The organism is Mesorhizobium tamadayense (genome assembly GCF_003863365.1).
In the GTDB taxonomy this organism is placed as follows: domain Bacteria; phylum Pseudomonadota; class Alphaproteobacteria; order Rhizobiales; family Rhizobiaceae; genus Mesorhizobium; species Mesorhizobium tamadayense.
In genome coordinates, this window is sequence record NZ_RQXT01000016.1 from 1 (window position 1) to 12,602 (window position 12,602).

Below are 12,602 nucleotides of genomic sequence, written 5' to 3' on the forward strand. Positions count from 1 at the left end.
GCGTGGTCCAGGGCACGCTGCAGGAAATCTACGCCGCCAAGAACTTCAAGAACACCGACCTGGTGAAGTTCCCGGACAACAATTCGGCAATAGCCGCGCTCAACAACGGCACGGTCGACGGTCACTTCCTCGACTATGAGGCGGCGAAGCAATATGGCGAGCGCTATTCGGCCCTGAAGATCGCGGTCAACATCCCCTCCTTCGACGCTCCCGCGGGCTTTGTCGTGCGCAAGGGCAACGACGCCTTCCGCGAGGCGCTCAACAAGGGCATTCACGAAGCCATGCAGGACGGCACCTGGCGCAACCTCTACCAAAAATGGTTCCCGGGATCGCCGATGCCGGAGCAATATCTCCCCAAGAAGAACTGACCTGCGTAGTGCCGCCGGCGCGAATGCCGGCGGCCCCAGGCAGCCGTGAGAGATCGCGCGGGCGGCGGTTGCGCCGCCGGGCAAGGCAGGTTGGCGGATGGATTGGTCAGAAAACATTCGGCGAAGCTTCTTCGACTGGGACGCGATGGCATCGGTGCTGCCTGCGCTGCTTGCCGTCGGGTTGAAGAATACCCTGATACTCGCCGCGGCATCGACGGTGCTCGGCATCCTCACCGGCATGGTGCTCGCCGTCATGGGCATCTCGCGCTCCGCCTGGCTGCGCATCCCCGCACGCATCTACACCGACATTTTTCGCGGCCTGCCGGCGATCCTCACCATTCTTCTGATCGGACAAGGCTTCGCCCGCATCGGCCGCGAGATATTCGGACCATCGCCCTATCCGCTCGGGATCGTGGCGCTCAGCCTGATTGCCGGCGCCTATATCGGCGAGATTTTTCGCTCGGGCATCCAGAGCGTCGAGAGCGGCCAGATGGAAGCCTGCCGCGCGCTCAGCATGAGTTACGGCCAGGGCATGCGGCTGATCGTGATCCCGCAGGGCGTGCGCCGCGTGCTCCCTGCCCTGGTCAACCAGTTCATCGGCAACGTCAAGGATTCCAGCCTCGTCTACTTCCTCGGCCTGCTGGCCTCGGAGCGCGAGATTTTCCGCATCGGTCAGGACCAGGCGGTGGTCACCGGCAACCTGTCGCCGCTGCTCTTGGCCGGCGTGTTCTACCTCATCATCACCGTGCCGCTGACCCATGTGGTCAACCACATCGACAACCGCCTGCGTCTCGGCAAGCAGAAGCCAGGCGGTGTCGTCAGCGGCCTCGTCGAGGTCGGCGAATTGAAGGATACGACGGGCAAGGCCACGGTGCCCGCCATCAAGGCCGGCAGCCTCGAAGTGCGCGATCTCGACATGGCCTATGGCGAGTTGCAGGTGCTGAAGCAAATCCGGCTCAAGGTCGAACCCGGCACCGTCACCTGCGTCATCGGCCCGTCGGGCTCCGGGAAATCGACGCTGCTGCGCTGCCTCAACCGGCTGGTCGAGCCCAAGGCCGGCGACGTGCTGCTCGACGGCGAAAGCATCCTGGCGATCAAACCGGAGACGCTGCGTCGGCGCGTCGGCATGGTCTTCCAGCATTTCAACCTGTTCCCCAACCATACGGCGATCGAGAACGTCATGCTGGCGCTGACCAGGATCAAGGGCATGGCGGGCAGCCAGGCCCGGCGCATTGCCGAAGCGCGCCTCGCGGAAGTGGGCCTTGCCGCGCGCTCGGACTATCGGCCCAGCCGCCTTTCGGGCGGCCAGCAGCAGCGCGTGGCGATCGCACGCGCCCTGGCGATGGACCCCGAAGTCATCCTCTTCGACGAGGTGACGAGCGCGCTCGACCCCGAACTCGTCAAGGGCGTTCTCAACCTGATGGCCGATCTCGGCCGGCGCGGCATGACGATGATCGTCGTCACCCATGAGATGGGCTTTGCCCGCAAGGTGGCCGATCAGGTCGCCTTCATGGACGAGGGCCGCATCGTCGAGGTCGGTCCGCCGGCGGAAATCTTCGACAGGCCGAAGAGCCCGCGGCTCAAGCAATTCCTCGCCGAGGTGCTGTGAACGATCCGCGCCGGCCGGGCTCGGCGCATCCCCGAAGAACCAACCATCTGATCATCGAGAGCTGCATCCATGACCGATAAATCCGCCCTTAAGGTCGCCGTCATCGGCGGCGGCATCTTCGGCGTCTCCACGGCCGTCCATCTTGCGCGCCTCGGCGCTGAAACGACCATCGTTACGGATGGCCCGGTCGCCAATGGCGCATCGTCGCGTTCGCTCGCCTGGCTCAACTCGGCGCGCAAGCGCTCGGCGGCCTATCACCGGCTCCGCATGCAGGGCCTCGAGCGCTACAGGGCATTTGCTGCGAAGCACAATTGCGGCGCCTGGCTGCGCCTCGACGGCGGGCTCACCTGGGACGCCGACGATGCCGCCAACCAGATCAAGGAAATCTTTCGCCACGAACGGTCGATCGGCTATGAGACGCGGCTGCTTGCGCCGGGCGATATCGCCACCGTCACGCCGGGCGTCGACGCAAAGGCCGTTTCGCCCCAGGGCGCCATCTTCAATGCCGGTGAAGGCTGGGTCGACCTGCCATCGCTCATCGGCCTGCTGCTCAGCGAGTTCCGCGAGCGTGGCGGCCGCATTCTCACCGACGCCGGCTCCGCCGACGTCACGCTAACCAATGGCCGCGCCAGCGGCGTGAAGACCACTTCCGGCCAGGCGTTCGATGCCGATGCCGTCGTGGTTGCGACGGGCCCGGCGGTGCCGGACATGGCGGCGAAGGTCGGCAGGCGCATCGGCGACGGCACGACGCGCGCGCTGCTCCTCTTCAGCAAGCCGGTTGCGCATCCGCTCCGCGCCGTATTGAACACGCCGCGCATTGCCATCCGGCCGACGCCGAACGGCGCCTTCGCGCTCGACTCGGCCTGGTCGGAGGATGAAGTCATCACGCGCGACGACGGCAAATATGAGGCCAGGCCGTCAACGATCGCGGGGCTGCTTGAGGAAGCCTCGCATGTGTTGGAGGGCAACCCGTCGCTTGTTTTGCAGAGCCATCACATGGGGCCGAAGCCAATTCCGGCGGACGGCGACCCGGTGGTCGGCCAGTTGACGGGTATTCCCGGCTATCATGTCGTCTTCAGCCACAGCGGCGCGACACTTGGCCTTGTCATGGGAGAATTGCTGGCCGGCGAGATCGTCAAAGGCGCGCCCAGCCCGTTGCTTGCGCCGTTTCGTCCCTCGCGGTTCGACGGCTGAGAAGCGTTTGCGCCCCGCCACGCGCTGGCCGTACTTGTCCTCGACCAGGGCCACGCAGCGGGGGCCTATCGCGACGACTTTGGCCTCAGCGGCGCGGTGCAGCGCTGCGCGCAGCACCCGGACAATGTCTGGACGCTGCACGGGCTGGTCGAATGCTTGAAGCGACGCGGCGAGAGCGACGAACTGCAGGGCTGGAGGCGAAATTGACCGCGGCGCTGGCCAATACGGATGTGCCGATCACCTCGTCGTGCCTCTGCCGAACAAGCGTGCAAACAGACCACTGCTGCTGTCATTGAGGCAGGCGGTCGCCTGCCTCGATTGAGCACGGCGCCTCGGCGTTCCTAAGAGAATATCTTCGCCAGCTCGTCGACGCTGGTGCCTTCCTTCGCCTGGCGCAGTTCGACATAACTGACCGCCGTGGCGGTGGACATGACCGTCGACATTACGGCGGAAACCACTGCGCCAATCACCGCGCCGACAATGCCAGTGCCAAAGAGAAGGACGAAGGTGCCGAGCAGCGCCTGGACGACCATGGCCAGTATGAAAAGGATGACGAAAAGGCCGAAAAGCGACCAGCGGTTGCCTTTGGTCAGGGCGCGGCTGCGCGACATCGAGCCGAGAACGCCGAGCCGCTCCTGCACCAGAACAGGTACCGATACCGACCAGCCGAGCCACAAGATGATGCCGGGCACCAGCAGCGCCAACGAAGCGATGCCTGCGCCGAGCGCGACCAGAATTCCTATCCCCACCGTCGGCAGCAGGCACCGGATCGCGATCTGAACGCTGTCTCCGAAGCCGGGCTTCTTGCCGTTCAAGTCTTCGATTGTCGCCCTGACCAGAGCCGACTGCAGCAGCAGCGACAGAATGAAATAGACAAGGACAAAGGCTAGGGTAAAGAGCGAATCCCGGATCACCACATTTGGGTCGGCCAGCGCGATATTGGAGGAATCGACGCCTGCCAGCTTGCCCATCCTGGCTTCGTTCCAAAGCTGAAAGAGAAATGTGGGCAGCCCCGAGAACAAAAGCGCAAGCCCGACGCAAAGCCCGATGTTGCGCGTGATCACCCCGAAAGTGCTGTTGAATACCCTGCCGATCTCGAATCTGCCGGATCGTCCCAATGTCGCAATGGTCATGATAGTTTCCCCCGAGCCGTCGCATCCAATTCGGCAACTTCAAAGTAAATTTGCCAAGATTGACGGGCCGCGTCCAGTGCACTTGCAATTGTTAGGGTATATTGCCAGTGTCAAGGCCGAACCGCAGGTTGCAGGGGGAACGCGCGGGTGACAGAACCGGGCACGGCCGACGCCGAATGGCTGGCCAGGATGCACAAGCAACTACTAGCGGACGATTCGATCCAGTTTGACCTGCCGGCGCTGGTGCGTCCGGAACCGCCGGAATGGCTGAAGCCCTTTCTGGAAGCCCTGGCCAAGATCGGTCCTTACATGATCTATCTGTTCTGGGGCGCGGTGATCATCGGCGTCGCGATCATCGTGGTCCTGCTAATCCTTGAGGCGAAGGGCGTCGCCTGGCGGCTGCCGTGGCGGCGCGCGCGCAAGGAGGACGAGACGAAGGAAGAATGGCGCCCGGACGCCGGTGCGGCGCAAATCCTGCTCTCCGAAGCCGACGCGCTTGCCGCGCGCGGCGACTATGAGGAGGCGGTGCATCTTCTCTTGCGCCGCAGCGTCGCCGACATCGCCACCCGCCTGCCCGACTTCCTGCGTCCCTCGCTGACGGCGCGCGACATCGCCGCCGCGGATTCTATCCCATCGCGCCCCCGCGCTGCCTTCAGCGAGATCGCGCGCATCGTCGAGGCGGCGCTGTTTGCCCGCCGGCCGGTCGGCGCCGAGGGCTGGCGGCAGGCGCGCGGCGCCTATGAGCGCTTCGCCTTCCGGGATGCCTGGGCATGAGCGCGGAGACGACCGAGACAGCCGAGGCGCCGTTCAGCCGCAGGACGCTGTTCTGGGGCATCTTTGCTAGCCTGCTGGCGGCGGCCGGGTTCTTTCTCTTGTCCACCTATGCACCGGACTTTCGTCAGCCGGAGGGCGGCGCCACGCCGCTCTCCAAGGGCGGCACCGGCTATGCCGGGCTTGTCGAATGGCTGAAGCTCACCAACGGGCAGGCGCCGCCCATGGCGCGAGGCGAGAAGGACCTGGAATCGCCTTTGGCATCGACCTTCCTGCTGATCGTCACCATCGCGCCAGGCAGCGACCCGACGGCGCTCCAGCGCATTGCCAAGCTCCGCTCGGGCAAGGACACGCTGTTCGTGCTGCCCAAATGGGTGACCTTTCCGCAGGCGGGTCATGACGGCTGGGAGACGAAGGTCGAGCGACTGCCAAGCACCGTCGTCAACGACTGGCTCGGCCGCCTTGCCAAGGCCAAGCTCGGCGAGGGCAAGCCAACGGTCGATCACATCGATGTCGAAGGCCGCAAGATCGGCGTGCCCGACGAACTGCAGTGGGTGGCCGACGATCATCCGCTGATCGCCGTGGGCGACGGCAGAGCCGTTCTCACCGAACTCGACAACGAGCCGTTCTACATCCTGACCGATCCCGATCTCATCAACAACGCGGCACTGAAAGATCCGCAAAAGGCGGCCGCTGCGCTCGACATGATCGCCATGCTGGAGCCCGCCAAGGGTGCTGTCATGTTCGACCTGACGCTGCACGGCATCGGCCAGAATTACGATCTCGCCAAGCTTCTCGTCGAACCGCCCTTCCTGGCGCTGACGCTGTCGGTGCTGGCGGCGGCGGCCCTTGCCTTCCTGCATGGCCTCGGCCGGTTCGGACCGCCGCGAACCGAAGGACGCGCCATCGCCTTCGGCAAGCGGGCGCTGGTCGACACCACGGCGATGCTCCTGAAGCGCGCCGGGCGGCTCGAGGGCCTTGGCGACCGCTATGCAGCGCTCATGCGCCAGCGCGCCGCCGCTTTGCTTGGCGCGCCGCACGGGCTGCAGGGCGAAGCGCTCGACCGCTGGCTGGATTCCCGCGACAAGGGCGAAGCGCAGGGCTTCACCGCGCGTTTCAAGGCAGCAAACGATTCCAACAGTTTGGCCGCAATGCATGAGGCAGCGGAAAAGCTGCATGACTGGACGGCAAGGAGGCTTGGTGAACGTCGATGAAGTGAAGGCCCTGGCGAGCGCGATCAGGGAAGAAGTGGCGAAAGCGATCACCGGGCAGCGCGACACGGTCGATCTGATGCTGACGGCGCTGTTCGCCGGCGGGCATATCCTGCTCGAAGGACCGCCCGGCACCGCCAAGACGATGACCGCGCGCTGCTTCGCACAGGCGCTGGGCGTCGCCTATGGGCGCATCCAGTTCACGCCCGACCTGATGCCCGGCGATATCGTCGGCTCCAATATCTACAATTTCCAGAGCGGGCAATTCACGCTGACGCGCGGCCCGATCTTCTGCGACGTGCTGCTTGCCGACGAGATCAATCGCACGCCGCCCAAGACGCAGGCCGCCCTTCTGGAAGCCATGCAGGAACACGCCGTCACCTTCGACGGCACCACCCATGCGCTCGGCAAGAACTTCATGGTGGTGGCGACGCAAAACCCGATCGAGCATCAGGGTGTGTACCCGCTGCCCGAGGCACAACTCGACCGTTTCCTGTTCAAGCACCGGGTGAGCTATCCGGACGTCCAGGAGGAACGCGCCATCATCGTCCACCATGGCGGCGGCTCGGCCTCGCACAATATCGAGCAATACGGCATCAAGGCGCGGACCGACCGCAAGACGCTCGAAGCGGCGCTGGCCACCGTCGGCGAGGTCACCCTGGTCGACGACGTCGTCGGCTATATCGCAGCACTTGTGCGCGGCACGCGCGAAAGCCCGGACCTGGAGGTCGGCGCCAGCCCGCGCGCCGGCGCCATGCTGGCGCGAGCGGCGCGAGCGCGGGCCGCGCTCGACGGCCGCAGCTATGTTATCCCCGACGACGTCAAGGCGCTCGCCGTGCCGGCGCTGCGCCACCGCGTCATCCTCTCGCCGGCGGCGCAGATCGACGGACGGCTGGTCGAGCAGATCGTCTCCGACCTCGTCGACCAGACGGAAGCGCCGCGTTGATCTATCCGAGCGGCCGAGCGGTGTGGGCAGCGGCGGCGGGGGCAATCCCCGCCTTCCTGATCGCGCTCGCGCTGCCGCATGTCTGGTATCTCGGGCTGTTGTGGATCTGCGCGCTGCTTGCCTTCCTGGCGGTCGACGCGGCGGCCGGGCGCGGGCGCGCCTCGCTCAGCGCCACGCTGACCGCGCCGCCGCAGGTCGGCGTCGGCGGGCGGTTCACATTGCACATCGCGGCCGGTCTCGGCGCACGGCCGCGCCGGCTGCAGGCGCGCGTCGGGCACGACCAGCGGCTGGCGCCGGTCAACGGCACGGGCGGCGCCCTGCCCGCGAATGGCGGCACGCTCGATTTGGAATTCGACGCGATCAGGCGCGGCATCGCCAGCTTCGATCGGCTGTGGCTGCGCTGGCAGGGACCGTTCGGGCTGGTCTGGAACCAGGCCGTGCTGCCGGTGGACCGCAGGATAGCGGTGCTGCCCGATGTCAGCCGCGCACGCGACGAGGCGATCACCCTGCTGCAGCGCTCCGCGCTTGCCGACGGCCATGCACAAAAGCGCGCCGGCCAAGGCCGCGAGTTCGAGGCGCTGAAGGACTACCAGCCCGGCATGGGCCGGCGCATGATCGACTGGAAGCGCAGCGCCCGCCACGGCAAGTTGCTGGCGCGCGAGTTCCGGATCGAGGAGAACAACAACATCGTGCTGGCCATCGACTGCGGCCGCCTGATGTGCGAGCCGGTCGACGGCGTGCCGAAGGTCGACCGTGCGGTGACGGCGGCGCTTCTTTCGGCCTTCATCGCGCTGAAAGGCGGCGACCTCGTCAGCCTGTTCTCCTTCGACGCCAGTCCGCGCGTCTCCAGCGGCGCGGTGGGCGGCTCGCCGAGCTTCACCATGATCCAGAAGCGCGCGGCAGAGATCGACTATTCGACCGAGGAGACCAATTTCACGCTGGCGCTGACCACGCTGGCGGCAAAGCTCGACCGGCGCTCGCTGGTCATCGTCTTCACCGATTTCGTCGACCCGATCAGCGCCGAATTGATGTTGCGGACCGTCGGCCGGCTGACCGATCGGCATCTCGTCCTGTTCATGCTGATGAAGGACGTCGAGCTGGAAACGCTGGCCGACATGGCGCCGGCGACGCCGGAGGACGTCGCCCGCGCCGTCACCGCCGGCGACCTGCTCAGGCAGCGGCAAGTGGTGATCGGCAGGCTGAGGCTGCTCGGCGCGCATGTGATCGAGGCCGACCACCAGCGTCTCGGCCCGGCGCTGGTCGAGCGCTATATCCAGCTCAAGGAGGAGAACCTCTTATGACGCTGCCCGCCGGCACCGATGCCGTCCGCCAGTCGCTGGCAAGCTTCCGCCAGGAGCGCGAGGCCGACTGGAAGGCGTTCGAAGCGCTGCTTGCCCGCGTCGAAAAACGCGCGCCGCGCGCGCTGTCGGAAGACGAGCTGCTGTCGCTGCCGCTCCTCTACCGCTCGGCGCTGTCCTCGCTTTCGGTGGCGCGCGCGACCTCGCTCGACAGCGCGCTGATCGCCTATCTCGAAGCGCTCTGCCTGCGCGGTTATTTTTACCTCTATGGTGCGCGGCGGAGCTTGAGAACCCGCGTCGGCGATTTCTTCCTGCGCGACTGGCCGGCGGCGATCCGCGACCTGTGGCGCGAGGTGTGGGTGTCGGTCGGCTTGACGGTTGTCGGCGCCATTGCCGGCTACTGGCTGGTCGCCTCCGACAAGCACTGGTACGACGCCATCATCGCGCCGAGCCTTGCCGGCGGGCGCAATCCGGATTCGTCGGCCGAGACGCTGCGCAGCGTGCTTTACGGCGATGGCGGCGGCCATTTTCTCTCGGGCTTCGCCGCCTATCTCTTCACGCACAACACTCAAGTCTCGATCCTGGCCTTCGCGCTCGGCTTCGCCTTCGCGGTGCCCAGCGTGCTGATCATCCTGATGAATGGCTGCATGCTTGGCGCCATCTTCCAGATCTATGCCGCCAAGGGGCTCGGCTTCGAGCTCGGCGGCTGGCTGTCGATCCACGGCACGACGGAACTGTTCGCGATCGCCATCGCGGGTGCTGCCGGCATGCGCATCGGCACCAGCATCGCCTTTCCCGGCGAGCTGACGCGCATGGCGGCGGCAGCCCAAGCCGGGCGCGTGGCGGCAACCGCCATGGTCGGCGTCGCGGTGATGCTGTTGTTTGCGGGCCTGCTCGAAGGCATCGGCCGGCAGACCATCACCGGCGACGTCGCCCGCTATTCGATCGGCGGCGGCATGCTGACGCTCTGGATCTGTTACTTCTACCTGTTCCGGATGGTGCGGCATGGCAACGGCTAGGAACCCGGCCGCGCTCGTACGCCCGCTGGTCACGCCGGAGGGCGTGGACCTGCGCGTGAAGCTGGCGGATGCCGGCACGCGGGCTTCCGGTTTCCTGCTCGACGTGGTGATCATCATCGTCGCCGCGGTCGTTGTCAGCCTCGTCGCGATCTTCGGGCTGGGCGGGCTTGGCGTGCAGGAAGCGGAACCGCTGTTCATCGTCTGGATCATCTTCATCTTCCTGCTGCGCAACGTCTATTTCATCGCCTTCGAGGCGGGGCGGCGGGCCGCGACACCCGGCAAGCGCATGGTTGGCATCCTCGTTGCTTCGCGCAGCGGCGCGGGGCTCACCCTTGATCAGGTCATCGCGCGCAATCTGATGCGCGAGATCGAGGTCTTCCTGCCGCTGTCGATCCTCGCCGCGCGCGGCGGCGCGGGCGTCGCCGACACGCTGTCGACGATTTTCGGCCTAGTATGGGCGCTGCTGTTCTCGGTGTTTCCGCTGTTCAACCGCGACCGGCTGCGGATCGGCGACCTGCTTGCGGGAACCTGGGTGGTCGAGGCGCCGAAAGTGGCGCTGGTCGAGGACCTTTCGCTACGCAAGGACCGGGTCGCGGCCCGCTTCAGCGCTGCGCAGCTCGACGCCTATGGCATTGCCGAGCTGCACAAGCTGGAGGAGGTGCTGCGCCGCGACGACTATTTCGCGATGAAAGCGGTGGCGGAAACGATCGGCCGCAAGATCGGCGCAAAGGTCGAGCCGGTCGATTCAAAGGCCTTCCTTACCGCCTATTACGGCGAGCTCAGGGCGCATCTCGAACGCAAGCTGCTGCTCGGGAATCGGAAAGCGGATAAATACGCGCGTTGAGCCAAGACCCTGGCGATTTCCTGGAAACGTCAGCGCTGCCCCTCATCCGCCTGCCGGCACCTTCTCCCCGTGAACGGGGAGAAGGTGGGCTGGCCGCAGCGCCGGCGCCAGTTCTGCGGCGCTGGCGGTTGGCAAAATCGCGTGCGACGGCGTCTTTCTCCCCGTCACTGTACGGGGAGAAATGCCCGGCAGGGCAAGGGGCAGCGCCGGCTTACGATACTTGGATTTGGGTCGATTTTCTTAAGACCCTTCGCCTACCCCACCCACTTCTCGTAATCGGACACCAAGAGGTGCAGCGGCGCCACATCCTCCTCGACATTCGAGAATCGGCCGATCGGGTCGCGGAAGACGTTGTCGGTGAGGTCGTCATTGACGGTCGAGACCTCGCCGATCAGCACGTCCTTGCCCTCGGCCCAGAAGGCGTGCCAGACGCCGGGCAGCAGCGTGACGCTCTGGCCTGGATCGAGCTTCAACAGCCCGCCGGCCGGCAATCTGTGGATGGTGCCGTCGACCGGCACCGACACCTCGGCCTTCGCATCGATGCCGCCGTCGCGATCGTGCATGAACAGTTCCAGCACCAGCTTGCCGCCGCCGCGGTTGATGATGTCCTCGGCTTTGATGTTGTGGCGGTGCATCGGCGACAGCTGGTCCTTGCGCGAGATCATGATCTTCTCGGCATAGAGCATGCCCATGCCGAGCTTCATGTCCTCGTAGCGGCCGTTGCGGACGGTGAACAGGAAGAGGCCGAGCTCATCGAACTTCTCCTGGCCGTAGTCGGTGATGTCCCAGCCGAGGCGCGAGGTGAAAATGGCCTCCGAGTCCGCCTTGTGCGCCTTCATCTCTTCCGGCGACCAGTAGGCGAAGGGCGGCATGATGTAGCCGAACGAGCGGATGAAGGCGTCGGCTTCGCGGATGATTTCGTTGATTTTAGAGCGCTTCATGGGTGTTCTTCCTTCCGGCCGCTGCCTGCTGACATCTGCCCATCCGAATAGCCCAATGCCGGTCCGCTGTCGACGCAAACTGACGGCTCTGGCCCGTGACATCCAGCCGGATCGGGCCCATAAACCACCCGGTTTTGATTTTACGCATGTCTTTGTTCCGCAACCGGTTCCCGCTTTCGGGAGACATGCCTTAGAACGGTGATTTTCATGCCAAGCATAGACGACCTCGACACGCCGGCGATCCTGATCGATGCGGCCCGCGCCGAAGCGAACATCAAACGCGCGCAGGCGCATGCCGACGCGCATGGGCTGATGCTCAGGCCGCATATCAAGACTCACAAGCTGCCCTACTGGGCGAAGAAGCAGGTCGCGGCCGGCGCCGTAGGCATCACCTGCCAGAAGATCGGCGAGGCCGAGGTCATGGCCGATGCCGGGCTGGCCGACATTTTTCTCCCTTACAACATCCTTGGCCGCGCCAAGCTGGAGCGGCTGAAGGCGCTGCATGGGCGCGTCACGCTCTCGGTGACGGCGGACAGCCATGAGACGCTGCAAGGGCTTGCAGCGACCTTCACCGATGCCGGCCATCCGCTGCCGGTGCTGGTCGAATGCGACACTGGCATGGGCCGCTGCGGCGTGCAGAGCCCGGCCGAGGCGATTGCGCTGGCGAAGGCGATCAACCGGGCCAAGGGCCTCAACTTCGGCGGGCTGATGACCTATCCGGCCGCGGGGCATGCCGCCGACGCGGAGGCATGGCTGAGGACTGCGCGCAACGCGCTTGCAGTTGAAGGGCTTGAATGCGAGCGCATCTCCAGCGGCGGCACGCCGGACATGTGGCGTTCGGGCGAGGACAGCGTCGTCACCGAATACCGGCCCGGCACCTACATCTATTTCGACCGCTACCAGGTCGCCAAAGGCGTCGGCACGCTCGACGATTGCGCGCTGACCGTGCTCGCCACCGTGGTGAGCCACCCGACGCCGACCCGCGCCATCCTCGACAGCGGCAGCAAGGCGCTGTCCTCCGACACGCTCGGGCTTCCCGATTTCGGCGAATTGCTGGGTGTGCCCGGCGCCCGGGTGACGAGCCTCAGCGAAGAGCACGGCAACGTCACGCTTTCAGACGGTGCCAAGCTTCGCATCGGCGAGCGCGTGCGCGTCGTTCCCGACCATTGCTGCGTGGTGACGAACCTGTTCGACCAGGTGCATCTGATCGACGGCGACAATGTGCTGGAAACGCTGCCTGTGGCGGCGCGCGGGCGGATGGGGTGACG

At 65.8% G+C, this 12,602-nt stretch carries 12 protein-coding genes; 10 read left to right on the top strand and 2 right to left on the bottom strand.

Translation table 11 applies throughout. From position 1 onward, the window contains the following. From EH240_RS14855 to EH240_RS14865, 3 genes are all read left to right on the top strand, one after another. Positions 1 to 368, top strand: a 368-nt coding sequence (locus tag EH240_RS14855) for a transporter substrate-binding domain-containing protein (protein ID WP_124999385.1), incomplete at its 5' end; no start/stop codon positions are given. Positions 369 to 465: 97 nt separating this feature from the next. Then, the gene (locus EH240_RS39650) at positions 466 to 1,977 is read left to right on the top strand and encodes an amino acid ABC transporter permease/ATP-binding protein (protein WP_124999386.1); all 1,512 of its coding nucleotides are present in this window, start codon (positions 466 to 468) and stop codon (positions 1,975 to 1,977) included. Between the two features lie 69 nt (positions 1,978 to 2,046). Further along, entirely contained in the window at positions 2,047 to 3,171 is a 1,125-nt protein-coding gene (locus EH240_RS14865) for an NAD(P)/FAD-dependent oxidoreductase (protein WP_124999388.1), read from the top strand. Positions 3,172 to 3,512: 341 nt separating this feature from the next. Here the strand turns inward: EH240_RS14865 and EH240_RS14875 are convergent, their stop codons facing one another. Continuing rightward, the gene (locus EH240_RS14875; RefSeq protein WP_124999390.1) at positions 3,513 to 4,304 is read right to left on the bottom strand and encodes a DUF7847 domain-containing protein; all 792 of its coding nucleotides are present in this window, start codon (positions 4,302 to 4,304) and stop codon (positions 3,513 to 3,515) included. A gap of 147 nt (positions 4,305 to 4,451) precedes the next feature. On the opposite strand from EH240_RS14875, the gene EH240_RS14880 reads away from it, so the two are divergent. The 6 genes from EH240_RS14880 to EH240_RS14905 are packed head-to-tail and all read left to right on the top strand — an operon-like array spanning position 4,452 to position 10,393. After that, on the top strand, positions 4,452 to 5,078 hold the full coding sequence (locus EH240_RS14880) for a DUF4129 domain-containing protein (protein ID WP_245436066.1): 627 nt from the start codon (positions 4,452 to 4,454) through the stop codon (positions 5,076 to 5,078). Continuing rightward, positions 5,075 to 6,289 (top strand): DUF4350 domain-containing protein, encoded by a 1,215-nt coding sequence (locus EH240_RS14885; RefSeq protein ID WP_124999392.1) that lies wholly within the window; start codon positions 5,075 to 5,077, stop codon positions 6,287 to 6,289. The genes EH240_RS14880 and EH240_RS14885 overlap by 4 nt, the downstream gene beginning before the upstream one ends. Next, on the top strand, positions 6,276 to 7,232 hold the full coding sequence (locus EH240_RS14890; RefSeq protein ID WP_124999393.1) for an AAA family ATPase: 957 nt from the start codon (positions 6,276 to 6,278) through the stop codon (positions 7,230 to 7,232). The genes EH240_RS14885 and EH240_RS14890 overlap by 14 nt, the downstream gene beginning before the upstream one ends. Further along, positions 7,229 to 8,533 carry a DUF58 domain-containing protein gene (locus EH240_RS14895; RefSeq protein WP_124999395.1) on the top strand — a complete coding sequence of 435 codons (1,305 nt, stop codon included), beginning with the start codon at positions 7,229 to 7,231 and terminating at the stop codon, positions 8,531 to 8,533. The genes EH240_RS14890 and EH240_RS14895 overlap by 4 nt, the downstream gene beginning before the upstream one ends. Then, complete coding sequence (locus tag EH240_RS14900) at positions 8,530 to 9,549, top strand: stage II sporulation protein M (RefSeq protein WP_124999397.1); 1,020 nt, start codon at positions 8,530 to 8,532, stop codon at positions 9,547 to 9,549. Before EH240_RS14895 ends, EH240_RS14900 begins: the two co-directional genes overlap by 4 nt. Further along, entirely contained in the window at positions 9,536 to 10,393 is an 858-nt protein-coding gene (locus EH240_RS14905; protein ID WP_124999399.1) for an RDD family protein, read from the top strand. Before EH240_RS14900 ends, EH240_RS14905 begins: the two co-directional genes overlap by 14 nt. Positions 10,394 to 10,647: 254 nt before the next feature. Here the strand turns inward: EH240_RS14905 and EH240_RS14915 are convergent, their stop codons facing one another. Beyond that, positions 10,648 to 11,334 carry a D-lyxose/D-mannose family sugar isomerase gene (locus EH240_RS14915; RefSeq protein WP_124999401.1) on the bottom strand — a complete coding sequence of 229 codons (687 nt, stop codon included), beginning with the start codon at positions 11,332 to 11,334 and terminating at the stop codon, positions 10,648 to 10,650. A 207-nt stretch (positions 11,335 to 11,541) separates the two neighbouring features. Between EH240_RS14915 and EH240_RS14920 the strand changes: the two genes are divergently transcribed. Then, positions 11,542 to 12,600 (top strand): D-TA family PLP-dependent enzyme, encoded by a 1,059-nt coding sequence (locus tag EH240_RS14920; RefSeq protein WP_124999403.1) that lies wholly within the window; start codon positions 11,542 to 11,544, stop codon positions 12,598 to 12,600. The last annotated feature ends 2 nt before the right edge of the window (positions 12,601 to 12,602 follow it).